At 65.7% G+C, this 22,587-nt stretch carries 18 protein-coding genes; 12 read left to right on the top strand and 6 right to left on the bottom strand.

Features of this window, described 5'->3' with window-relative positions; all coding sequences use genetic code 11:
- Positions 1-171 precede the first annotated feature (171 nt).
- The 7 genes from KVX96_RS08640 (at position 172) to KVX96_RS08610 (ending at position 9,097) form a co-directional block, all read left to right on the top strand.
- Positions 172-1,731: a hypothetical protein gene (locus tag KVX96_RS08640; RefSeq protein WP_261193973.1), complete on the top strand. Its 1,560-nt coding sequence runs from the start codon at positions 172-174 to the stop codon at positions 1,729-1,731.
- A 73-nt stretch (positions 1,732-1,804) separates the two neighbouring features.
- The gene (locus KVX96_RS08635; protein ID WP_261193972.1) at positions 1,805-4,516 is read left to right on the top strand and encodes a glycosyltransferase; all 2,712 of its coding nucleotides are present in this window, start codon (positions 1,805-1,807) and stop codon (positions 4,514-4,516) included.
- Between the two features lie 72 nt (positions 4,517-4,588).
- Entirely contained in the window at positions 4,589-5,722 is a 1,134-nt protein-coding gene (locus KVX96_RS08630) for an ABC transporter substrate-binding protein (RefSeq protein WP_261193971.1), read from the top strand.
- A 51-nt stretch (positions 5,723-5,773) separates the two neighbouring features.
- Positions 5,774-6,694, top strand: coding sequence for a branched-chain amino acid ABC transporter permease (locus tag KVX96_RS08625; RefSeq protein ID WP_261193969.1), 921 nt, complete (start codon positions 5,774-5,776; stop codon positions 6,692-6,694).
- The gene (locus KVX96_RS08620; protein ID WP_261193967.1) at positions 6,691-7,671 is read left to right on the top strand and encodes a branched-chain amino acid ABC transporter permease; all 981 of its coding nucleotides are present in this window, start codon (positions 6,691-6,693) and stop codon (positions 7,669-7,671) included. Before KVX96_RS08625 ends, KVX96_RS08620 begins: the two co-directional genes overlap by 4 nt.
- A complete protein-coding gene (locus KVX96_RS08615) occupies positions 7,668-8,414 on the top strand; it encodes an ABC transporter ATP-binding protein (RefSeq protein WP_261193966.1) in 747 nt (248 codons plus the stop codon). The genes KVX96_RS08620 and KVX96_RS08615 overlap by 4 nt, the downstream gene beginning before the upstream one ends.
- Positions 8,411-9,097, top strand: a complete 687-nt coding sequence (locus KVX96_RS08610) for an ABC transporter ATP-binding protein (protein ID WP_261193965.1) — start codon at positions 8,411-8,413, stop codon at positions 9,095-9,097. Before KVX96_RS08615 ends, KVX96_RS08610 begins: the two co-directional genes overlap by 4 nt.
- Before the next feature lie 124 nt (positions 9,098-9,221).
- Here KVX96_RS08610 and KVX96_RS08605 read toward each other — a convergent pair whose 3' ends face one another.
- Positions 9,222-10,829 (bottom strand): acyl-CoA dehydrogenase family protein, encoded by a 1,608-nt coding sequence (locus KVX96_RS08605; RefSeq protein ID WP_261193964.1) that lies wholly within the window; start codon positions 10,827-10,829, stop codon positions 9,222-9,224.
- Positions 10,830-10,990: 161 nt separating this feature from the next.
- Here KVX96_RS08605 and KVX96_RS08600 point away from each other — a divergent pair, with 161 nt between their 5' ends.
- The 4 genes from KVX96_RS08600 (at position 10,991) to KVX96_RS08585 (ending at position 15,111) form a co-directional block, all read left to right on the top strand.
- Entirely contained in the window at positions 10,991-11,293 is a 303-nt protein-coding gene (locus KVX96_RS08600) for an FtsB family cell division protein (RefSeq protein ID WP_261193963.1), read from the top strand.
- 110 nt (positions 11,294-11,403) lie between these two features.
- A complete protein-coding gene (gene pdhA / locus KVX96_RS08595; protein WP_261193962.1) occupies positions 11,404-12,399 on the top strand; it encodes a pyruvate dehydrogenase (acetyl-transferring) E1 component subunit alpha in 996 nt (331 codons plus the stop codon).
- A gap of 27 nt (positions 12,400-12,426) precedes the next feature.
- On the top strand, positions 12,427-13,791 hold the full coding sequence (locus KVX96_RS08590; protein WP_261193961.1) for a pyruvate dehydrogenase complex E1 component subunit beta: 1,365 nt from the start codon (positions 12,427-12,429) through the stop codon (positions 13,789-13,791).
- A 12-nt stretch (positions 13,792-13,803) separates the two neighbouring features.
- Positions 13,804-15,111, top strand: coding sequence for a pyruvate dehydrogenase complex dihydrolipoamide acetyltransferase (locus KVX96_RS08585; protein ID WP_261193960.1), 1,308 nt, complete (start codon positions 13,804-13,806; stop codon positions 15,109-15,111).
- Between the two features lie 62 nt (positions 15,112-15,173).
- Here KVX96_RS08585 and KVX96_RS08580 read toward each other — a convergent pair whose 3' ends face one another.
- The gene (locus KVX96_RS08580) at positions 15,174-15,779 is read right to left on the bottom strand and encodes a pseudouridine synthase (RefSeq protein WP_261193959.1); all 606 of its coding nucleotides are present in this window, start codon (positions 15,777-15,779) and stop codon (positions 15,174-15,176) included.
- 113 nt (positions 15,780-15,892) lie between these two features.
- Between KVX96_RS08580 and KVX96_RS08575 the strand changes: the two genes are divergently transcribed.
- Positions 15,893-16,705, top strand: coding sequence for a DUF2189 domain-containing protein (locus KVX96_RS08575; protein WP_261193958.1), 813 nt, complete (start codon positions 15,893-15,895; stop codon positions 16,703-16,705).
- 34 nt (positions 16,706-16,739) lie between these two features.
- On the opposite strand, the gene cysE is transcribed toward KVX96_RS08575, so the two are convergent.
- The 4 genes from cysE to KVX96_RS08555 form a co-directional block, all read right to left on the bottom strand.
- On the bottom strand, positions 16,740-17,549 hold the full coding sequence (cysE, locus tag KVX96_RS08570) for a serine O-acetyltransferase (RefSeq protein ID WP_261193956.1): 810 nt from the start codon (positions 17,547-17,549) through the stop codon (positions 16,740-16,742).
- A 114-nt stretch (positions 17,550-17,663) separates the two neighbouring features.
- Positions 17,664-17,960 (bottom strand): hypothetical protein, encoded by a 297-nt coding sequence (locus KVX96_RS08565; RefSeq protein ID WP_261193955.1) that lies wholly within the window; start codon positions 17,958-17,960, stop codon positions 17,664-17,666.
- Positions 17,961-17,964: 4 nt separating this feature from the next.
- Positions 17,965-18,675, bottom strand: coding sequence for a DUF2793 domain-containing protein (locus KVX96_RS08560; RefSeq protein ID WP_261193954.1), 711 nt, complete (start codon positions 18,673-18,675; stop codon positions 17,965-17,967).
- Positions 18,668-22,585 (bottom strand): glycoside hydrolase/phage tail family protein, encoded by a 3,918-nt coding sequence (locus KVX96_RS08555; RefSeq protein WP_261193953.1) that lies wholly within the window; start codon positions 22,583-22,585, stop codon positions 18,668-18,670. Before KVX96_RS08555 ends, KVX96_RS08560 begins: the two co-directional genes overlap by 8 nt.
- Positions 22,586-22,587 lie beyond the last annotated feature (2 nt).

Here is a 22,587-nt window from a genome sequence, read left to right as displayed (position 1 = left end):
GGTCGGCACTCAGATACGTACAGACATTAGGCCGGGACCTTGGGCCAGAACCAGACTCAGATCCAATCCGTGCCGGATTCGCCCGGCCTGCCGGAAGCAATCGCAACAAAATCTCTACCGGATCTCGTGGTTCTGGCAGATGAGCTTGCACAGAAGCGCGGCCTTGTTCCGATGTTTGACAGGGCGTTGGCGGAAGACGATCGGGAACTGGCCAGCATAACGCTTCTTGCCGGGCTTGCGCGTCCGGACGTCGCGCGCTGGATGGCACAAAGGATCGGTGGATTTCTGACGGCCGGCCACGGCACGGCCCCATTGGCGCTCGAACTTCTAAAACGCCTCGCCGCCGCGGATCTGGACCGCCGGGAACTGATCGCCACGTCGGAGGCGCTTCTCACATCAGCCGCTCAGGAAAAGCTGCCGCATCAGATCGCGTGCCACCGGATCCTGTTTGATGCCGCCCGCCTGCCCCGTCACGGCTGGGCGCTGGTGAAACTGCTGGTGGAAGCGGGGGATCTGGAGGCCGCTGTGGCGGTGCTGGATGTGATGCACCCCGCAGGCTCCGACGTCGCGCCGGACGCATCGCCCCTGACCCGACAATTCCATGCCGAACTGCTGAGCCTACTGGGCCGCCATACCGAAGCCATCGCCCTCACACAGCGGCTGCAGGCGGCGGACCCGACCCGTGCCGATCACGTGCGCAACCTGCTGCGCCTGCAGATGGCGGCCGGGCAGAGCGATGCGGTTGCCGATGGTTTTCCGGGCGCAATTGCGGCGCATCCCGGCGATTGGATGCTGGCCTTCCTCCTGCACCGCGCCCGTATCGCTCCGCAGGCCTTTCACACCGCATACAGCCTGTTGTCTCCACCCGGCCCGGAACATGACTCCCGCTATCATTTGCATTACGCGGTCTCGGCCATGGCTCTTAGCGACACCGCCACGGCACAAAGAATCGCCCGAGGCCTCGCAATGGAACCGATCCCCTACGCGGCTTCCTTTGCCAAGACCGTTGCCCATGCTTCCGCGTGCGGGCTCGGCCAGAGCCACCGCCTGACGGGGGATCCGCGCCAGACAGTTGAGATTGTAAAAGCCGGGCCGGGCCGCCCCACGGTTGTTGTTTTCCTTGGCAGCACGGGGATCAATTTCTCCTTTCTGAACATGCGCTTCCTTGACCGTTTCTTTGAGGAGCGCGGCCTGAACGCCATCTACCTGCGCGAAACCCGCAAGGCGATGTTTCACCAAGGGATCGAAGGGCTGGGCGCCGATGAGGCCGAGGCGCTGCTAGGGTTGGACAGGCTCCATACGCAGCTGGGCTCCAGCCGCCGCATCCACATCGGCTGCTCGCTCGGGGGCTATGGCGCGGCGCGCTATGGCCACCTCGCCAATGTCGAGGCCGTGCTCTCTTTTGCCGGGGCGACCGATCTGTACGGCTTCGCGAGCGAAACCATCCCGCGCTCGCTGCACACGCCGCAGTTCCTGTTGCTCCAGAAGGCGCGTCAGAGCATTTCAGCGCAGGACGCCCGCCTGCGCCCGCTGATCGAGGCCTCGCAAGCGCGCCATATCCAGTTCTTCGGCGCCCAGAACGCCTGTGACCGCGCGCAGGCTGAGGCCATCGCCGATCTTCCCACCGTTGAGATCGAAGCCATCGAGGGGGCTGAAGACCATTTCGTCTTCGGCCATGCGCTTGTGTCTGGCGCATTCGAACGCAGGCTCGACACGTTGGGCCTGACATGAGGCCCCGCGTCCCACCCCAGCCATCCTTTCGCGTGGCCCCTCCAAACATTCCTGTGCGCAGCAAGGCCCAGTCATGAATAAACCCCGTGCCGCCAACAGCCGCAGCGAAGCCTTCGGCCACATCGATCTGACCGACGGCGATACGATCGAAGGCTGGGTCGCCACAGCGCGGCCCGAGGCGCAGCCGATCCTGTTGATCAACGACCGCCCGGCCCGCTTGCTGGAATGGCCCCGCCCGCGGCCCGATGTGAACACAGCCCTTGGAATTCCCGGCCACATGGGTTTCGCCTTCTCCGCTGAGGGCCTGAAGACCGGCGATCAGATCGCGCTTTATGTGTTTGACGGGCAAGCCGTCAAACATGTGACCACGCGGATCGCGGACCGGGACGGGGCAACCCACGATCTGTTCGCCCAGATCATGGCGGCAAAGGCCATCGCCGATCAGCCTGAGTCTGTTGCGATCACCTGCTGGGACGGGGCGCATAACCCGTTGGGGCGGGCTTTTGTGCTCTATAACGCGCTCAAGGAGCGGCGGCCTGCGGTGGTGTTCAGCTATCTCCTGCCGGAATTTGGATCTGCTGTTTGGCCGCCGCTCAGGGGCAGCGCGTTTGACCGTGTGATGATCCCCTGGGCCGAGCGGCGCACCGCCTACCGGCTGATGCAGGCGGTCGGCCTGCGGTTTCCGACGATCTGGATGTGCAAGCCGCGCTATCCGACCTTCGAACTGACCGCCCAGATCGCGGATGCGCAGACGCGGCTGATCCTCGACCATGATGACAACGAAGCCCATTTCGCGGCCCGCGCCGCGGATGACAGGCTCTACGGTGGGCATACGGCCTCGCTTGCGCGCCACCTGACCGGGACGATCACGGCCCATACCGCGGCAAGCCGCCCCTTGGCGGACTTGCACGGTGCCGAACTCGTGCGCCATGCCCGCAAAGCGCGCTCCACCACCGCCCGCCCGCCCCTTGCCGCCGGCGACAAGGAAAGCGGCTCGGGCGAGCGGGCAAAGCCTGCGACACTGAAGATAGGGTTCATCGGCACCGTGCGCCCGCACAAGGGCATCGTCGAAGCCGCGCGCGCGCTGCGCATCGCGGGCTGGGCGCAGGGGTTGGAGATTTCCTTCCATGTTTACGGGATATTCGAGCCCGAAACCCTGGCCGAAGAGCTTTCCGCCCACGGTGTCACGATCCGGCGCGATATCGCCGACACCAAGTTGCACGAGATCCTGCAGGGGTTCGACGCACTGCTTACCGGCTTCCCTTCCGAAAGCGCAGATACCGAGGAGATCACCCGGTACCAGATCTCGTCCAAGATCGGCGACGCCCTGGCCGCGGGCCGCCCCGCCCTTGTGCCCTACAGCGAAAGCGTGGCCGATCTGGAAGGCACGCCCGGGGTGCATCTGTTCAGGCGGGACAGTTTCGGCCAGGCCCTTGCCGCCGTGGTGCAGGCGAAGGCCCCCGTGGCCCTGCCCGAGGCCTTCACCCTTGGCGGCGCCTATGCTGGATTCACTGCCGCCGCGCAGAAGGCCAGCCCCACGGCATCGGCGCTTCTCTGCTTGAAGGAAGACGCCGCCCGCCCGGCAGCCCGGGCCTCAGGCAGCCCCAAGGCTACCCCGCCTGCCCTGCTGATCCTCTGGAAACAATTTGACAGCGGCCTCTATGGGCGGCGGGTGGATCAGGTCGCCCGTGGCTACGCGCGGCGTCACCCGGACACGCGCGTGATCCAGCTGGAGTTCTGCAGCGAGGATGTCCGCACCAGCTATGAAGGCAATGGCTCCGCCTTCTCCCATGACGCCAAGCTGATCGCCCCCGGCCTGCGCGAAAAGGCGCTTCGGCTGAGCCGCGACGGCTTCGGGATCGAGCAACACCAGATCGAACTGAGGCAGGGCGCCGACCTGCCGCGGAACCTGACGCACTATCTGGCGGAAGAAGGGCTCACCCCGGAGAACACCCGGATCCTGATCTTTCCTGTCGTGCCACATCTGCACCATGCCTACCCGATCCTGTCGTGCTTCCGCTTCGCGGTGGACATCGTGGACAACCAGTTTGCCTGGGGCGGGCGCGGCCTGATGACCATGGGCGCACAGTATCTTGCGCTCAGCCGCCTTGCGGGTGAGATCATCGTGAATGCCCCCGCCAACAAGGCTTATTTCGAGCAGAACGGGTTCCTGGATACCGGCACCGGTGGGCGGCGGGATGTGTCGGTGATCGAGAACTGGTACCTGCCCGGCACCGGCGATGCCGCACCAGAGGCCCGGACGGAGCCGGGCAAGCTCGTTTACTCCGGCAATATGAACGACCGGATAGATTGGCAGTTGATGGCCGAAATCGCCGATCTTGAAGCGTGCAGCGGCCTGCACCTGATCGGCTCCGCCAGCCGCGCTGGCTCGGACCTGAGCCGCCTTCTGGCACATCCCAAGGCCGTCTATTGGGGGCCGTTGCCCGAGCAGCAGGCGGCAGAAGTCTTTCGCGGGGCCAACGCCGGGCTGATGCCCCATGTGGCCGACAGGGTGTCCACCTATATGAATCCGCTGAAGGTGCAGATGTACCGGGCGCACGGGCTCCCCGTGATCGCGACGGATGTGCCGGGGATTTCGCCGGAGGACGTGACGCTTTGCCCCGACAGGCGCAGCTTTCTCGCGGCTGTCGCGGCGCAGATCCGGCAACCGCTGGGCAGCGCGGGCCGCGAAGCCCTACGCACGGCAGCGCGGCAAAGGGCGCAAGAAGCGATTACGCGCTACACGCAAGTACTGGACCGCCTCTGCGAAGCCCCGCCGCCCTAAAAGGCTTTCCTTTCCCTGCGTTTCGCGCTCAAGTGTCGCAAAGCCAAAAAGACGAACCTCAGGGAGATGAAGATGACGATGAAACCCTTGCTGCTGTCTGCCGCGATCGCCGCACTGGCCGCCCCGGCCTTTGCCGAGGTGAAAGTGGGCATGATCACCACGCTGTCGGGCGGCGGTGCTGGCCTTGGCATCGACGTGCGCGACGGCTTCATGCTGGCGATCAAGCAATCCGGCCGCGACGATATCGAAGTGGTGATCGAAGACGATCAGCGCAAACCGGATGTGGCCGTGCAACTGGCCGACAAGATGATCCAGTCCGAGAAGGTGGATGTGCTCACCGGCATCATCTGGTCCAACCTCGCCATGGCCGTGGTGCCCGCCGCCACCGCGCAGGGCAAGTTCTACCTCTCGCCCAACGCAGGGCCTTCCGCGCTGGCCGGCAAGGGCTGCCACGAGAATTACTTCAACGTCGCATGGCAGAACGACAACCTGCATGAAGCCGCAGGATCTTACGCGAATTCCGCCGGTTACAAGAACAGCTTCATCCTCGCGCCGAACTACCCGGCCGGTCAGGACGCGCTCACCGGCTACAAGCGCTTCTTTGAAGGCGAACTGGCGGGCGAGGTCTACACCCAGCTCGGCCAGACCGATTACGCCGCAGAGATTGCCCAGATCCGGGCCTCGGGCGCTGACAGCGTCTTCTTCTTCCTGCCCGGCGGCATGGGCATCAGCTTCCTGAAGCAATATGCCGACAGCGGCGTGGAGATCCCCGTCGTCGGCCCCGCCTTCTCCTTTGATCAGGGCATCCTGCAGGCAGTGGGCGATGCCGCGCTCGGCGTGGTGAACACCTCTCAGTGGAGCAAGGATCTGGACAACGAGGCCAACACGGCCTTCGTCGCCAGCTTTGAAGCCGAATACGGCCGTCTGCCCTCGCTCTACGCGAGCCAGGGCTTTGACACCGCAAACCTGCTGATCTCGGCCGTCGCAGCCGCCGATGTCTCGGACGCCGACGCTTTCCGCGCGGCACTGGAAGCGGCTGATTTCGCCTCCACCCGAGGCGGTTTCAAGTTCGGCCCGAACCACCACCCGATCCAGACGATCTACGCGCGCGAAGTGATCAAGGAAGGTGACGTCTACACCAACAAGATCATCGGGGTGGCGCTTGAAGATCACGCCGACGCCTACGCAGCCGAGTGCAAGATGTAAGCTGACCGGAGCCGGGCCCCGCGCCCGGCTCCCCCCAACTGACGCCCTGACATGACCCCACTTCTTCTGGCCGAGCAGATCCTGAACGGGCTGCAGTTCGGCGTTATGCTGTTTCTGATGGCGGCCGGCCTGACGCTGATTTTCGGCGTCATGGGCCTGATCAACCTCGCCCATGGCTCGCTTTACATGGTCGGCGCTTTCGCGGCGGCTGCCGTGGCCGGGGCGACGGGCTCTTTCGCGCTGGGGCTCATGGCCGCGCTCACCGCCGCCGCTATGGCCGGCGCGCTGGTGGAAATCCTCGTGATCCGAAGGCTTTACGCGCGCGATCACCTCGATCAGGTGCTCGCCACCTTCGCGCTGATCCTGATCTTCTCGGAAGGCACGCGCTGGCTCTTCGGCTCCTTTCCGCTGTTTCTGGACGTACCTGCCGCGCTCTCCGGCCCCGTCACCCTGCCGGGCGGCATCCAGTATCCGCTCTGCCGCCTTGCGCTCATCGGCATCGGCCTGCTGGTAGCGGGAGGGCTGGGCCTGCTGATCACCCGCACCCGCATCGGCATCCAGATCCGCGCGGGCGAGAACGATCGTGAGATGATCGCCGCCCTTGGCGTCGATATTTCAAGGCTTTACACGTTGATCTTCGCCCTTGGCGCAGCACTTGCCGGACTGGCGGGCGCGCTCGTGGGGGCGATCCAGTCGGTACAGGTCGGCATGGGCGAGCCGGTGCTGATCCTGGCCTTCGTCGTGATCGTGATCGGCGGTATCGGCTCGATCAAGGGCGCTTTCATCGGGGCGCTGCTGGTGGGGCTGACGGACACGCTCGGCGGCATCTTCCTGCCCGAACTGTTCAAGCTCTTCATGGATCCCGCCACCGCCACCTCCGCCGGGGCCTCGCTGGCCTCCATGCTGATCTACATCCTGATGGGCGCGGTGCTGATCTTCCGCCCCACGGGCCTGTTCGGGAGTCGCGCATGATTGCCGAGCGCCACCTGAACCTGCTGATCCTCGCCGGATTCATCGCCGTGCCGCTCTGGGCCTATGTGGCGGACGAACCTTTCACCATCACGCTGGCCACCCGTGCGGTGATCTTCGCGCTGGCCGCTGCCGGCCTGAACATCGCGCTCGGGATCGGAGGGCTCGTAAGCCTTGGCCACGCTGCCTTCTTCGGCATCGGCGGCTACGCCATGGGCATCCTTGCCCACCACGCGCAGAGTTACACGGCGCTCACCGAATGGCCCGTCCTGATCGAAGGCACGAAATCCATGCCGGTGATCTGGCTTGTGGCCGTGATCACCTCCGCCTTCGCCGCGCTGGTGATCGGCTTGCTCTCCCTGCGCACGGCGGGCGTTTACTTCATCATGATCACGCTGGCCTTCGGGCAGATGTTTTACTTCTTCACCATCAGCTGGGCGGCTTACGGCGGCGAAGACGGGTTATCGATCTACATCCGCAACGATTTTCCGGGGCTCAACACGCTTGACCCGATCCAGTTCTACGGCCTCTGCCTTGCGATCCTCTGCGCAGTTCTCTTCGCCACTGCCAAGCTGATGCGCGCACCCTTCGGGCTGGCGCTCAACGCCGCGCGCCAGACGCCTGCGCGGGTGGAAACGGTCGGGCTCGATCCAACCCGGCTGAAACTGGTCGCCTTCGTGATTTCCGGCGCGATCACCGGGCTTGCGGGCGCGCTGTTTGCCGATCTCAACCGCTTCGTCAGCCCGACGATGTTTTCCTGGCAGATGAGCGGCGAGTTGATCGTCTTCATCATCATCGGCGGCACCGGGCGGCTCTTTGGCCCCGTCGTCGGCGCGGCCACTTTCGTGCTGTTGGAGCACTGGCTCGGCGGGCTGTCCGAGTACTGGCTGATCTATCTTGGCGGCATGCTTCTTGCTATCGTGCTGTTCGGGCGTGGAGGCCTCATCGGGCTGCTCACCAAGCGGGAGGGCGGCGCATGACGACCCTGCTGGAAACCCGTGGCCTCACCAAGCGCTTTGGCGCTGTTGTGGCGTCGGACGCCATCTCGCTCGATCTGCGCGCGGGCGAAATCCATGCGGTGATCGGCCCCAACGGGGCCGGGAAATCCACGCTTATCGCGCAGATTAGCGGCAGCCTTGCGCCGGATCAGGGCACCGTGGAACTGCTTGGCGAGGACGTCACCGCCCTGCCCCCGCGCCTGCGGGCGCGGAAAGGGCTGGCGCGGACCTTCCAGATTTCCGCGCTGGCGATGGAAGATACCGTGCTGCAGAACGTGCTGCTTGGCGCGGTGGGGGCGGCTGGCTCGCCCTGGCGCTTCTGGCGGTCCGTCAGCGCGGATCGGGATTTGCGCCTTCGCGCCGAGGCCGCGCTGGAACGCGTCGGCCTGCTGTCCGAGGCGCACCGCGTGGTCGCCACGCTCTCCCACGGCCAGCGCCGCCAGTTGGAGGTGGCCGTGGCGCTCACGCTTGCGCCCAAGGCCTTCCTGATGGACGAGCCCATGGCCGGGCTGGGCACCGAGGGCAGCCAGCGGCTCACCGCGATGCTTGACGGGCTTCGCCATGAGGCCCCGATCCTGCTGGTGGAGCACGATATGGACGCCGTTTTCGCGCTGGCCGACCGCATCAGCGTGTTGGTGTACGGCCGCATCATCGCAACCGGCACCGTGGAGGAGATCCGCGCCAACGCTGAAGTCCGCGCGGCCTATCTGGGGGAAGAGGCATGAGCCTGCTGGAGCTATCCGGCGTCACCGCCGCCTATGGCCAGACGCAGGCGCTGTTTGGCGTGGATCTAGCGCTGGCGGAGGGCGAAGCGCTGGCGCTGATGGGGCGCAACGGGATGGGGAAATCCACCACCGTGAAGGCGATCTGCCGGATGTTGCCCGCCGCAGGCCGCCTGCGCTTTGCCGGGCAGGATCTGGCCCGTCTGCCCAGCCACAAGGCTGCACGGCTGGGGATCGGGCTGGTGCCGGAAGGCCGCCGTTGCTTTGCCGATCTGACCGTCCGCGAGAACCTGATCGCCGCCGCACGGCGCGGCCATTGGGATCTGGCGCGAGTGCACGGGCTCTTTCCCCGCCTTGCCGAGCGCATGGGCCAGCGCGCCGCAACGCTTTCGGGCGGGGAGCAGCAGATGCTCGCCATCGGCCGCGCTCTCATGACGAACCCGCGCCTGCTGATCCTCGATGAGGCCACGGAAGGCCTCGCGCCCCTGATCCGTGCCGAGATCTGGGAGGCCTTGGGGCAGCTGCGCCGCGAGGGGGGCTTGAGCCTGTTGATCGTGGACAAATCCCTGAAAGAGCTGGCCAGCATCTGCGATCAGGCCGTGGTGCTGAGCCGGGGGGAAAGCGTGTGGTCCGGCGCGATGGCGGAGCTGGGGCCGGAGGTGACGGAGCGGTACATCGGTGTTTAAGAACGAAGGGCAGCGCCCGAACCGGGGCGGAAGCGAAGCGCCCGCCGTCGTGCGGGTAGCACGCCTCTGGCGTGACGGGCGGGTCGGGCACTGCCCGGCGGTGCCCGCCGGGCGAAACAGACACTTAAACCCACCGCGCCAGAATCTCCTCCTCCGCCAGTCCAGCCACACTCCCGGCGACCTGCCCCGCACCGCTAAGCCGCCGTTTTACATAGCTTTCTGCCAAGGCCTCTGGCCCTGAAACCATCAACGCACAAGCCGCCAGAAGATCCCCCAGCCGCTCGGAAAAACGCCGCGCCTCTGCCTCCGGCACGCCCGCTTTTAGCTCCGAAACCACGCCATCCAACGCTGCATCATAGGCAGCAAACCGCCCCCGCGCGGCTTCTAGCTCCGCCAAGAGCACTTCGCCCGCCAGCCTGTCCCGCGAAAGCGTGCGCAGGATGTCGAGGCAGATCACATTGCCGGAGCCTTCCCAGATCGAGTTCAGCGGCGCTTCACGGTAGAGCATCGGCAAGGGCGTATCATCGGTGTAGCCCATGCCCCCAAGGCACTCCATCGCCTCGTAAATCACGTTCACGCAGCGCTTGTTGTTCAGGAACTTGGCCACCGCCACCGCGATGCGCGCGAAGGCGGCCTCCTCCGAGCTTTTGCCATCAAACGCCCGCGCCACGCGCATCCCCAAGGCCAGCGCGGCCTCCTGATCGAGGCTCAGATCCGCCAGCACCCGCCGCATCAGGGGCGCATCGATCAGGAGCTTCTGAAAGGCGCTGCGATGGGCACACCACCAATGGGCCTCCGTGAGCGCCGCGCGCATCAGCCCCGCCGGCGCCAGCGCCGTATCGAGCCGCGTGTGGTGCACCATGCGGATGATCGCGCGCACGCCTTCGCCCTCTTCCCCGATCCGCTCGGCATAGGCCCCGTGATACTCGATTTCCGCACTCGCATTGGCCCGGTTGCCGAGCTTTTCCTTCAACCGCATCAGGTGGATCCGGTTGCGGCTGCCATCGGGCAGCACGCGCGGTACCAGAAAACAGGTGAGCCCGCCCGCCGCCTGCGCCAGCGTGAGAAACCCGTCCGACATCGGCGCGGAACAGAACCACTTATGACCATAGAGCCGATAGCCTTCGCCATCCCGTTCCGCGCGGGTCACATTGGCGCGCACGTCCGAGCCGCCCTGCTTCTCCGTCATCGCCATGCCCAGCGTGGCCGCGCCCTTGGCGGCGATGGGCTTCAGCTCCGCCTCATAGGCGCGCGCTTCCAGACGCGGCTGCCAGAGCGCCGCCGCAGAGCTGCCTTCCAATGCCGGAAAGGCCGCATAGGTCATCGTCATCGGGCAGCAAACACCGGGCTCCACTTGCGAGAAGAGGTAGACCATCGCGGCGTGTGTCTGGTGCCCATCGCCCGCCCCCTCCCACGCGCAGGCCGCGTAACCGGCCTCAAGCCCGTTGCCCAGAAGCCCGTGATAGCTGGGATGGAACCGCACCTCATCCAACCGCCGCCCGCCGCGATCAAAGAGGTGAAGCTCTGGCGGAAAGCGATTGGCCTCCCATGCCATCTCGCGCGCTTCGGGGCTGTCGAGCCAAGCACCAAGCTGAACGAGACCACCAGCACTGGCCCCAAGCGATGCGCAAAGCCCTACATCCTGTGTCACGAGGTTGCCTGCAGGCCGCGCAGGCGGTTGGTTGTCTGGTGCCAAAGCGCCCGGAATCCCGGCCTTATCCATACCCGTCATAGCGGCATCCTCCCTCCCGCTTTCACCGGAGCTTACCCGCAGAAAAGCCTGTAATAAAAAGAAAATGCGCCTTTTTGTGTTTTCGGGATTCACACCGCGAATCACTTGTGGCATTGTGTCTTCAGCGGCCCGCTAAAGAGGCCGCACAGAGGCTAAGGCAGATGACGTCCACTCCGAAACGCACCTCCGTCGGCAGCGCGATCTTCTATTCGCTCGCCTTCCTGACGGGAAGCTATTTCATCTTCGCCGCGATCCAGGGCGACTACGGCGTGTTCCGCCGTGTCCAGATTGAGGCGGAGGCGGATATGCTGCGTTCGGAGTTGGACGAAATCTCAGCCCAGGTGGCCGCCTATGAGAACAAGACGCACCGCCTTTCTGACGACTACCTCGATGTGGACCTGCTGGACGAGCAGACCCGCGAAGTGCTCGGCTACGTGCGCAGCGACGAGATCGTGATCCGCTGATCCCCGCCCAAACCGCCTGATCCGGGCAAAAAGCCTCGCTTCAGCGCAGGCGATACGCTACTCATTGTTTAACACTAAACTAAATGCGTATCCCCGCAGGAGGAGGCCCCATGTCTGCCCGGAGAGCCACGAAAAAGCCCAATGTTTCAAAGGACGATCTGCTCGCCTACTACCGCGAGATGCTGCTGATCCGTCGATTCGAGGAGAAGGCCGGCCAGCTTTATGGCATGGGCCTGATCGGCGGCTTCTGCCACCTCTACATCGGTCAGGAGGCCGTGGTGGTGGGCATCGAGGCCGCCTGCGAAGAGGGCGACAAGCGCATCACCTCCTACCGTGATCACGGCCATATGCTGGCCTGTGGCATGGACCCGAAAGGCGTCATGGCCGAGCTCACGGGCCGCGAAGGCGGCTATTCCAAGGGCAAGGGCGGCTCCATGCATATGTTCAGCAAGGAGAAACACTTCTACGGCGGCCATGGCATCGTCGGCGCGCAGGTGCCGCTGGGGGCCGGGCTGGCCTTTGCGGACAAATACCTCGGCAATGATCGCGTGACCTTCGCCTATTTCGGCGATGGCGCCGCGAACCAGGGCCAGATCTACGAGACCTTCAACATGGCCTCGCTCTGGCAGCTGCCGGTGGTTTTCGTCATTGAAAACAACCAATACGCCATGGGCACCTCGCTGCAGCGCGCCTCCTCCACGCCGGAGCTCTACACCCGCGGGGCCGCCTTCGGCATCCCCGGCGAGGCGGTGGACGGCATGGATGTGCTCGCTGTGAAGGCCGCCGCCGAGAAGGCCGTCGCCCAGTGCCGCGCGGGCAAGGGGCCGTATATCCTCGAGATGAAAACCTACCGCTACCGGGGGCATTCGATGTCGGACCCGGCAAAATACCGCACGCGGGACGAGGTGCAGAAGGTGCGCGAGGAGCGCGATGCAATCGAGCATGTGCGCGAGCTGCTGCTGGGCGGCAAACACGCCAGCGAAGACGATCTGAAAGCGATCGACAAGGAGATCAAGGCCATCGTCAACGAGGCCGCCGAATTCTCCAAGGAAAGCCCCGAGCCCAGTCTCGACGAGCTTTACACCGACATTTACGCAAGCGCCTAAGGCCCGGAAGAGACAGAGGTAATCACGATGGCAACCGAAATTCTGATGCCCGCTCTCTCCCCCACGATGGAGGAAGGCACGCTGGCCAAATGGCTGGTGAAAGAGGGCGACACGATCGAAAGCGGCATGATCCTGGCCGAAATCGAGACCGATAAGGCGACGATGGAATTCGAGGCCGTGGACGAGGGCGTCCTTGGCAAGATCCTGATCGCGGAAGGCAGCGAGGGCGTGGCGGTGAACACCCCCATCGCGGTGCTGCTGGAAGAGGGCGAAAGCGCCGATGCGGTACCGGCTGCGGCAGCGCCCGCGGCTGAGGCCCCTGCCCCCGCAAGCGCCCCGGCAGCAGCGGCACCTGCGGCCCCGGCCGCCCCGGCCCCGGATCTTTCGCCGGATTGGCCTGAAGGCACTGAGATGCGCAAGACCACCGTCCGCGAAGCCCTGCGCGATGCCATGGCCGAGGAAATGCGGCGCGACGAGACGGTCTACCTGATGGGCGAGGAAGTCGCCGAATATCAGGGGGCCTACAAGGTCTCCCAAGGCCTGCTGGATGAGTTCGGCAGCCGCCGGGTGATCGACACGCCGATCACCGAACACGGCTTTGCCGGCATCGCCGTGGGCTCGGCCTTCGGCGGCCTGCGGCCCATCGTGGAGTTCATGACCTTCAACTTCGCCATGCAGGCGATGGACCAGATCATCAACTCGGCTGCCAAAACACTCTACATGTCCGGCGGCCAGATGGGTGCGCCGATGGTCTTCCGCGGCCCCAACGGCGCGGCGGCCCGCGTCGGCGCCCAGCACAGCCAGGACTACGCGGCATGGTATGCCCATGTGCCGGGGTTGAAAGTGGTGATGCCCTATTCCGCGGCAGACGCGAAGGGCCTGCTGAAAAGCGCCATCCGCGATCCGAACCCGGTGATCTTCCTCGAAAACGAGATCCTCTATGGCCGCAGCTTCGATGTGCCCGTGCTGGAGGATTTCACCATCCCGTTTGGCAAGGCCCGCATCTGGCGCGAAGGCAGCGACGTGACGATCGTCTCCTTCGGGATCGGCATGAGCTACGCGCTGGAAGCCGCTGACAAGCTTGCAGAAGAAGGCATTTCGGCGGAGGTGATCGACCTGCGCACCCTGCGCCCGATCGACTACGACACGGTGATCGCCTCGGTGATGAAAACCAACCGTTGCGTGACGGTGGAAGAGGGCTTCCCGGTGGCCTCCATCGGCAATCACCTCTCCGCCACGATCATGGAGCGCGCCTTCGACTACCTCGACGCCCCCGTGATCAACCTCACCGGCAAGGACGTGCCCATGCCCTATGCCGCCAACCTCGAAAAGCTCGCGCTGGTGACGACCGATGAGGTCATCGCCGCCGTGAAGCACGTCACCTACCGCTAAGGAGAAACGGATATGGCAACCGAGATCCTGATGCCCGCGCTGTCGCCCACGATGGAGGAGGGCACGCTGGCGAAATGGCTGGTGAAAGAGGGCGATACCGTCGCCTCGGGCGATCTGCTCGCAGAAATCGAGACCGACAAGGCGACGATGGAGTTCGAGGCGGTGGACGAAGGCGTCATCGGCAAGATCCTCGTGGCGGAAGGCACCGAAGGCGTGAAGGTCAACACCGCCATCGCCGTGCTGCTGGAAGAGGGCGAAAGCGCCGATGCGCTGCCCGAAGCCAAGCCAGAGGCGCCCGCGGCCCCCGGGCCCGCAGCGGCCGCCGAGGTGGCCCACGCAGGGGCCGGCGAGAAGGCCGCTCCCCCTGCCCCCGTTGCGAGCAGCGGTGAACGCATCTTCGCAAGCCCGCTGGCCCGCCGCATCGCCGCCCAGAAGGGGCTCGACCTGGCGCAGATCACAGGCTCCGGCTCCCATGGCCGCATCGTGAAATCCGATGTGGAAGGCGCAACGGCCACCGCGCCTGCACCCGCGGCACAAGCCGCAGCCGCGCCCGCTCAGGCTGCGAAACTTGCAGCCCCCGCGGCCACAGGCCCGAGCGCGGATCAGGTTGCCAAGATGTATGCGGACCGCGACTACGAGGAAATCGCGCTCGACGGCATGCGCAAGACGATCGCCGCCCGCCTCACCGAGGCCAAGCAGTCGATCCCGCATTTCTACCTGCGCCGCGACATCAAGCTCGACGCGCTTCTGGCGTTCCGCAGCCAGCTGAACAAACAGCTCGAAAGCCGGGGCGTGAAGCTTTCGGTCAATGATTTCATCATCAAGGCCTGTGCCAATGCGCTGCAGGCGGTGCCGGCGGCCAATGCTGTCTGGGCCGGGGATCGCGTGTTCAAGCTGAAACCTTCGGATGTGGCGGTGGCCGTCGCCATCGAAGGCGGGCTGTTTACGCCGGTCCTGCGCGATGCCGATATGAAATCGCTCTCCGCGCTTTCGGGCGAAATGAAGGATCTCGCGACCCGCGCCCGTGACCGCAAGCTTGCGCCGCATGAATATCAGGGCGGCAGCTTCGCGATTTCCAACCTCGGCATGTTCGGGATCGACAATTTCGACGCGGTGATCAACCCGCCTCACGCCGCCATTCTGGCGGTGGGGGCCGGGAAGAAACAGCCCGTCGTGGGCGATGACGGCGCTTTGGCCGTGGCCACGGTGATGAGCGTGACGCTCTCGGTGGATCACCGGGTGATCGACGGAGCGCTCGGGGCGGAACTGCTGCAAGCCATTGTCGACAATCTGGAAAACCCGATGGTGATGCTGGCGTAACGCCCGTCCCATGTACCGCCCGGCGGCACCGCCGGGCAGCGCCTGCCTGCCCCCGGCAGGCGCTATCGCGCCCGCCCAGGCAGGCGCCGCCCTCTGTTCTTTGTCTCTGCCGTCTCCACAGCAATCTCGCGCCACTCCCCTGGTTGCAAACCGCTGAGCGACCACTCCCCCACCTGCGCCCGGATCAGACGCAGCGTCGGGCAACCCACGGCGGCCGTCATCCGCCGCACCTGCCGGTTGCGCCCCTCTTTGATGGTCAGGGAAATCCAGCCATCCGGCACGCTCTTGCGAAACCGCACCGGCGGGTCGCGCTCCCACAGGCCGTCCGGCGCCTCCATCCGCTCTGCCTGCGCCGGCCGCGTCAGCCCGTCTTTCAGCTCCACCCCCTGCCGAAGCCGGGCAAGCTGCGCGTCCGAGATCTCCCCCTCTACCTGCACCCAATAGGTTTTCGCCATCTTGTGCTTGGGCTCCGCGATCCGCGCCTGCAGGCGGCCGTCATCGGTCAGCAGCAGGAGCCCCTCGCTGTCCCGATCCAGCCGCCCCGCCGGATAGACGCCGGGCACGGGGACGAAATCCGACAACGTCTGCCGCGCGGAACCTGCCGTGCCCTTGTCGGTGAATTGCGAAAGCACCCCGTAGGGTTTGTTCAGGAGAATGAGCCGTGCCATGGCTCCTCTTTGCAGGGCGCGCAAGCACAGCGCAACAGCAAAGCCTCCCCTTGCCCCCTGCGCTGCCCTGTTGCAGGCTGATGTGGCGCGACGATGTGAGGAGGCCCGAGCAGATGGCAGAAGAGCCCACAGACCAGACCCCGCCCCAATTTGTCCCGCCGCCGAGGGATATCCTGCCCGAGGTCAACACTGTGACATGGGCCGACATCACGGCCTCACTGAAAGAGGGCCTCGCCGATTTCCGCGCGCGGCCCGTGATGAGCGGTTTCTTCGGCCTGTTCTACGCGCTGTTCGGCATCGCCATGCTCTGGTGCCTCGCCTCGCTGGGCAAGATCTGGATGATCATCCCCGCCGCCGTGGGCTTTCCGCTTGTCGCCCCTTTCGCGGCGGCCGGGCTCTACGAGATGTCGCGCCGCCTGCAGAAGGGCGAGGCCTTTGGTTGGGGCGAGATCCTCACCGTCATGGCGCACCAGCGCAAACGCGAGATGGGCTGGATGGCCTTCGTGACGCTCTTCATCTTCTGGGTCTGGATGTATCAGATCCGCCTCTGGCTGGCGCTGATCCTCAAGGATTCCTCCTTTTCGGATTTCGACGGCTTCCTGCAGATCGTCTTCTTCACCCCGCCGGGCTGGACCTTTCTCGCCATTGGCACCTGTGTGGGGGCGTTCCTCTCAGCCGTGCTCTTCACGGTGACGGTCATCGCCATGCCGATGCTCTTGGATCGGGAAATCGATTTCATCTCCGCGATGCTCACCTCCATTCAGGTGGTGAAAGAGAACCCGGTGGTCATGCTGGGCTGGGCGGCGGTGATCTCGGTCACGGTGCTGGCCTCGATGATCCCCGCGTTTCTCGGGCTCATCGTCACGCTGCCGGTGTTGGGCCATACCACATGGCACCTCTACACGCGCGCGGTGCAGCCCGCCTGAGCGGGCCGCATTAAATCACTGATTTGCTAAGACTTTAGTGGCAGCCGCGAATGAGCTGATCCATCATCTGCGAAGGCTGATCGCAACCCGCCTCGCCCACGATCTTGGCCGGAACCCCGGCCACGGTGGAGCACGGCGGCACGTCCTGCAGCACGACGGAGCCCGCCGCGATGCGCGAGCAATGGCCCACGCGGATGTTGCCCAGCACCTTCGCACCAGCGCCGATCAGCACACCATCCTCGATCTTCGGATGCCGGTCGTCGTCTTCCTTGCCGGTGCCGCCCAGCGTCACCGAATGCAGCATGGAGACGTTATCGCCCACCACGGCGGTTTCGCCGATCACGATGGAATGGGCGTGGTCGATCATGATCCCGCGCCCGATACGGGCGGCAGGGTGGATGTCGATCCCGAAGCATTCCGAGACGCGCATCTGGATGAAATAGGAGAAATCCTTGCGCCCCTGCTGCCAGAGCCAATGGCCCACGCGGTAGGCCTGCATGGCCTGAAAGCCCTTGAAGAACAGAAGCGGCTGCAACATGCGGTGGCAGGCCGGATCGCGCTCCAACACCGCCACGATATCGGCGCGCGCGGCCTGACCGAGGCTCGGATCAGCGTCATAGGCCTCATCTGCGATCTCGCGCAGGATCTGCTCGCTCATCTCGCTCGACGCCAGCTTCGAGGCGATCCGGTAGGACAGCGCACGCTCCAGCGAACGGTGGTGCAGGATACAGGCGTGCACGAGGCCACCGAGCAGGGGCTCATCGTTCACCGCCCCATGGGCTTCGTCCCGGATCCGGGTCCAGACCGGATCCACCTGTTGCACCTGTGTGCGTGTTTCAGCCATCACGTGTTCCTTCTCACTCCGCTCACCCTACAACAGGTAAGCCGAAGCGACCAAGTTCAAAGGGGTGATGGAGGGTATAAGCAAACAGGATGAAAGAAGACAGGCACTTTTCCGTCAGCCGGGCGGCGTGCCGCTGGCGGGGCCCAGCGCCTGCAACAGGCCGATGGCCTCGGCCCGCGCCTCGGGCTGCGCCCAGTCCCAAGGTACCCGCGCCCCCTGCCGCAGGCTTGCCGCCGCCGCCATCAGGCTGCCGCCGCCAAACTCCGGGTGAAGGCGCCCTTCCGCGCGCCGGTAGCGCTCGGCCTCCACGGCCCGCGCCAGAAGCTCTGCGCGCAACGCGCGGCGCAGCTCCGGTGGCGCGGCCAGCAGGCAATCGAGCACCGCAAGGATATCATCCGTCCGTATGCCCAAGAGGTCAGGCGTCCGGCAGGCCGAGTTCCAACACATGCAGGGCAAAGCGCACCGTACCGCCCGCGAAATCGCCACCATTGGCGGTGAGCAGCAGGGGCATGGCGCTGTAATAGGTCGTCGGGCTGCCCAGCATCCCGCGCATCCACGAGGCCGCTCCTGTGCCAAGGCCTGAGCCGAACTGCGTGGGCGAGCCGCCCACCCCGACGGACCAATCGGCCAGCGTGCCGGTGATCGCATCCATCACCCGCCCCGTCAGGCCGAAGACCATGGCATTGGCCGGGATGTTGACGCTGGTCTGCGAGGTCGCCCCAGCGGCAATCACGTGATCAAACTCGATCACGCGCATCCCCAGCTGAGCCCCGCCGGGCGCGCGCGCCACGGCATGAGCCCGCCATGCGCCGCCGTGAAACAGGCTCCGGGCGGCGGTATCGGCCACGAAGGCGCGCCAGCCCTCCTGCGGCGTGGCAAACTCCCAGCCGCCGTTGGAGAAAGTCGCCACCTTGCCCTCTTGCCCAGCCCAGTCGTTCACCGCGCCCACCGGCACGGCATAGGCATCGCCCTCCTCCACTAAGGTGGGCGGCACGGTTTCGCTCACCGATTTTAGCGTCAGGTTCACCAGCGCATCCAGCCGCGCGAGGCCTTCGTTCACCGTCACATGTTTCTGCGCCTGCGCTGCCTCCAGATAGGGCAGCCCGAGTCTCTTGCTGTCAGCCATCGAGTTCGATCCTTGTAAACAAACCTGCGCCGAAGCGCGCCGAAACCTGTGCCACGCTCACCGCCGGAGCGCTCAGCGGCCCGTCGGCCGCCTGCGCGGCGGCGGTATAGAGGTAGGCGGGGCTCGCGAGCGGCTCTTCCCGCACCACGGTGCCCCCGTCCATCACGCGCAGCAGGTAGCTTTCGCTCTCCTCGCCCAGAGGCACCTCGGGCACCTCCCAGCTGTCGCCGTCAATGCGCGTGCGCCGCGCCCAGCGGATCGCCAGATCCCCATTGGCCTGTGCTTTTGCGCGCAGGTGCGCCGGCGCGAAGGGCCTGAGCCCGACCCCGGAAAACGCTGCCGTTTCATGGACATAGGCCGGGTGATCATAGGCCAGCGTAGCCGGGCCGATCCGGTAGTGGCGTTCCCGGTTCCGCGCCGAACTGGCCAGCGAAATCTGCGTCGCCGCGCCATCGAGCAGCACCACGTAGCTGCCCACGGGCCACTCCTGCGGCATCAGCGCATCGCTGCCCAACTGGCCCCGCAAGCGGCCCGACAGCTCATAGAGCCCCTCGCCCACAAGCTGTGCGTCGCTGAACTGCAGGATCTCCCAGTTCTTCGGCGTGCCATCGCCAATCGCCACCGCATTGGCCCCGCTCAAGACCTGCGCCCAAGCGGCAGAGGACACAGCCCCGCCGTAAAACCGCACCCGCAGCGCCGCACCCCGATCCCGCCTGCCCGGCGCGGCGGCCAGTAGCGGCGTCTCCGTCACGCCCATGATCGAACCAAGCTCCAGCAAGGTGTTGAGCTGGTAGCCCGCATCGGTTTCCGCATCGAACACCGCAACAGATCCGGGCCAGGGCACCGCCGCCACCGCCAGATGCGGCGCATGGGGCACCTCTTCGCCCGTCATGAGCGGCAGATCCAGAAACAGCGGAAACACGGGAAGCGCAGGCAGGAACCCAGCCAGCGCACCGGGAGCATCCGCCTCGATCCGCTGGCGATAGATCGCGGGCTCCACGCGCGTGGCCTCCAGCGCGAAAGCGCCCGAGCCAAGCACCTGATCCACCCTGTAGCGCCCTACCGCGCCCGGCAGTTCCACCACATCGCCCGCGCCCACGCCCAGCGCCGAGGGCGGCAGTGCGAAACGGGCCGCATCCCGCGCCACCCGCGCCTCGCTCAGATGCCGCGTGGTGAGCGCCCGCCCTTCAGACCGGGTGAACACGATCGGTGCCTCGCTTTCCGAAACCGTCTCGGCACTTTCGCCCGGCATCACCGTCTCGGCGCTGCGCACCTCATAATCCCGATCCGCCTCGATGAAAGTGAAGCGCACCCGGCCCGCCAGTTCCGTATCGGCGCGGCGGCTCAAGGAAAGCGCGGTCTCCTGCTCCTCCGTCAGCGCCATGGCGTCGGCCTCGATCACGTGATCCACATCGCCCGTGCGCATCTTAAACGACAGCACTCCGTCGCGCTCCACCCCATCCACCCCATAGGTCAGCAGCAAGGGCTGCAGGGCCGCGCGCCCGGTGCCGATCTGATCCACCTGATAGCCACGCAGATAGCCGTAGAGCCCCGATGTATCGCACCCCTCAAGGCCCGAGCGTACGCAGATCTCTTCCACCACCGAGGCCAAGCTGCGCCCCGCCGTGCGCCCGTTCAGCCAATGGCCGCGCGCGTAGTTTTCGCCATCGCTCCAGGCCTCCGGCGAATTGGGAAAATAGGGATAGGGCCGCGCATCCCAGGCCCAGAGATGGGCCCGGCTCATATCCACCATCGGCGCGCCGTATTCGCTGCTCACCGGGTTGGCCGCTTCATCCCCCCAATGCAGCGCCATCGCGCGGATGTATTGCATCTGGATCAGATCATCCCGCCCCCCATTTGAGTAATGCGGCAGCGCGGATTCCGAGCTTTTCGGGTCCAGAAACTTGTTGGGCTGGTTGGTGCCGAAATGGATCGCGGCACAGCCGTATTCGGTGAAGCGGATCGGCTTGCTCTCCGGCAGCCAGCCAGTCGGCGCGGCCTGCCGCACCCCGCCGATGCGCTCGTGATGCGCATTCTGCCACCAGCCGCGCAGATCCTTGTAGCGGAAGATCCAATCTTCCCCATGCGCCCCGTCGCTGATCGGCACCCGCGCCTGATCCTGCCGCGCCCGCTCGGTGGGGTAATACCACGCATAGCCCTCGCCCCCGGCCACATTCGCGCGCAGGTACTCAAGGCTGTAAAGGCTGCCCCACCCCGCATCGGCGTGATCCTGGCCCTCGCGCCAATCCGAAAGCGGCATGTAATTGTCGATCCCGATGAAATCGATCTCTGGCGCCGCCCAGAGCGGATCGAGGTGGAAATAGACATCCCCGCTGCCATCCGCCGGGTGATAGCCGAAATACTCCGACCAATCCGCCGCGTAGGAGATCTTGGTCTCCGGCCCCATAATGGCGCGCACCTCGGCGGCCAGTTGGATCAGCTCTGCAACGGCTGGGAAGCCGCTTGCCCCGCGCACCTGCGTTAGGCTGCGCATCTCCGAACCGATGCAAAAGGCATCTACCCCGCCTGCGAGCGCGCAAAGATGGGCGTAGTGCAGGATGAACCGGCGGTAGGAATATTCTGCCGGGCCGATGTAACTCACCGTGTCAGCCCCGGTGCTGAAATGCCCCGGCTGCGCGGCCCCGAAAAAAGCCGCCACCTCGGCCTCCGCCGCCGCGCCGCCATCGGGCGAGCCCGCCTGACCAGGCGCTTTCGACAGTGTGATCCGCCCCCGCCACGGCAAAACGGGCTGCTCGTCGCCCTGCCCCCAAGGGTCCGGCAGACCATTGCCCGCCAGTTGCTCCATCAGGATGAAGGGATAGAACATCACCTCCTGCCCCCCGGCGCGGATCTCCTGAATGGCCTGGATCACCGAGGCATCAGACGGCGTGCCGCCATAGACAGGCCGTGCGTCACCATCCAAAGGCACCGTGCCGATGCTGCCCCGCGTCTCGCCATCCACCCGCCAGACCTGCGGCTTGCCCTCCGCCAGCGTGTGCTCGGCGCGCGGGCGCAACCCGCAATGGCCCATGCGCAGATCGTCGCCAAACCAACTCACGATCAGCGAAACCGAGCCACAAGCCGGCAGTTCCTCGCGCAGGGCGTCCATCGACACGAGGAAATCCGGCCGGTCCTGCGGCGTGTTCACATTGGCCGACCGCGCCTCGCCCAGCCCATGCGGGTAATGGACCTCTTCCGTCGCCAGCGCATATTCGCCGGTGCCCGGGATCAGCGCCACCGCGCGCACCGCCTGCGCCGGATCGCTTTCACCGCCCGGATCCTCTTCGCGCGCCGGGCGCAGCACCTCGAAGCTGAACTGCGGAAAGCGGTTGCCGAACTGGGTGATGTCCAGATCCTCGAACACCACATAGGCAATCCCCCGGTAGGCCGGCGCTTGGCCAGTGCCCTCCACCGCCTCGATCTTCGCATCCGGCAGCTGATCCTCGGTGCCGCGATAGACCCGCATGTTGAGGCCGCTCATCGCCACCTCAGTGCCATCCGCCCAGACACGCCCCACCCGCGCGATCTCGCCTTCACACAGCGCCACGGCCACGCTCACGCTGTAGCTGTAGTCCTTCGTAGTAACCTTCGGCCCGCCGCCCTTGCCGCCCGATTTGCGCTTGGTGACATGCTCCTCAAAGCGCGTTGCCCAAATCACCTGACCCGAGATCCGCACCCGCCCGTAAATCTGCGGGATCGCGCGCCCCTCGCTGGCGCCCGTCAGCCGGAAACGATCCACCCGCCCCGTCTCCACCGTCTGCGAGCCGCCGCCCAGAACCTGCTGATCCACCACCCGGCCAATCGTGGCTCCCACGGCCTGACCGATCACGGCGGCAGAGATGCCCAGAACGCTGCCCCCGATGGCACCGCCAACAGCCGCCCCCACAGCGGCAAGAGCCAAAGTCGCCATCT

Source organism: Pseudoruegeria sp. SHC-113 (genome assembly GCF_025376885.1).
In the GTDB taxonomy this organism is placed as follows: Bacteria; Pseudomonadota; Alphaproteobacteria; order Rhodobacterales; family Rhodobacteraceae; genus Pseudoruegeria.
Note: the sequence above shows the minus strand (reverse complement) of the source record. Positions and strands in the feature narration are given on the sequence as shown.

What these genes read in the sequence shown, in the direction of transcription:
- KVX96_RS08560 (WP_261193954.1), bottom strand. Translation starts at nt 18,675, where the DNA reads ATGGCTGACAGCAAGAGACTCGGGCTGCCCTATCTGGAGGCAGCGCAG.
- KVX96_RS08615 (WP_261193966.1), top strand. Translation starts at nt 7,668, where the DNA reads ATGACGACCCTGCTGGAAACCCGTGGCCTCACCAAGCGCTTTGGCGCT.
- pdhA (WP_261193962.1), top strand. Translation starts at nt 11,404, where the DNA reads ATGTCTGCCCGGAGAGCCACGAAAAAGCCCAATGTTTCAAAGGACGAT.
- KVX96_RS08635 (WP_261193972.1), top strand. Translation starts at nt 1,805, where the DNA reads ATGAATAAACCCCGTGCCGCCAACAGCCGCAGCGAAGCCTTCGGCCAC.
- KVX96_RS08640 (WP_261193973.1), top strand. Translation starts at nt 172, where the DNA reads ATGTTTGACAGGGCGTTGGCGGAAGACGATCGGGAACTGGCCAGCATA.
- KVX96_RS08590 (WP_261193961.1), top strand. Translation starts at nt 12,427, where the DNA reads ATGGCAACCGAAATTCTGATGCCCGCTCTCTCCCCCACGATGGAGGAA.
- KVX96_RS08580 (WP_261193959.1), bottom strand. Translation starts at nt 15,779, where the DNA reads ATGGCACGGCTCATTCTCCTGAACAAACCCTACGGGGTGCTTTCGCAA.
- KVX96_RS08605 (WP_261193964.1), bottom strand. Translation starts at nt 10,829, where the DNA reads ATGACGGGTATGGATAAGGCCGGGATTCCGGGCGCTTTGGCACCAGAC.
- cysE (WP_261193956.1), bottom strand. Translation starts at nt 17,549, where the DNA reads ATGGCTGAAACACGCACACAGGTGCAACAGGTGGATCCGGTCTGGACC.
- KVX96_RS08585 (WP_261193960.1), top strand. Translation starts at nt 13,804, where the DNA reads ATGGCAACCGAGATCCTGATGCCCGCGCTGTCGCCCACGATGGAGGAG.
- KVX96_RS08575 (WP_261193958.1), top strand. Translation starts at nt 15,893, where the DNA reads ATGGCAGAAGAGCCCACAGACCAGACCCCGCCCCAATTTGTCCCGCCG.
- KVX96_RS08610 (WP_261193965.1), top strand. Translation starts at nt 8,411, where the DNA reads ATGAGCCTGCTGGAGCTATCCGGCGTCACCGCCGCCTATGGCCAGACG.
- KVX96_RS08600 (WP_261193963.1), top strand. Translation starts at nt 10,991, where the DNA reads ATGACGTCCACTCCGAAACGCACCTCCGTCGGCAGCGCGATCTTCTAT.
- KVX96_RS08625 (WP_261193969.1), top strand. Translation starts at nt 5,774, where the DNA reads ATGACCCCACTTCTTCTGGCCGAGCAGATCCTGAACGGGCTGCAGTTC.
- KVX96_RS08620 (WP_261193967.1), top strand. Translation starts at nt 6,691, where the DNA reads ATGATTGCCGAGCGCCACCTGAACCTGCTGATCCTCGCCGGATTCATC.
- KVX96_RS08630 (WP_261193971.1), top strand. Translation starts at nt 4,589, where the DNA reads ATGACGATGAAACCCTTGCTGCTGTCTGCCGCGATCGCCGCACTGGCC.
- KVX96_RS08555 (WP_261193953.1), bottom strand. Translation starts at nt 22,585, where the DNA reads ATGGCGACTTTGGCTCTTGCCGCTGTGGGGGCGGCTGTTGGCGGTGCC.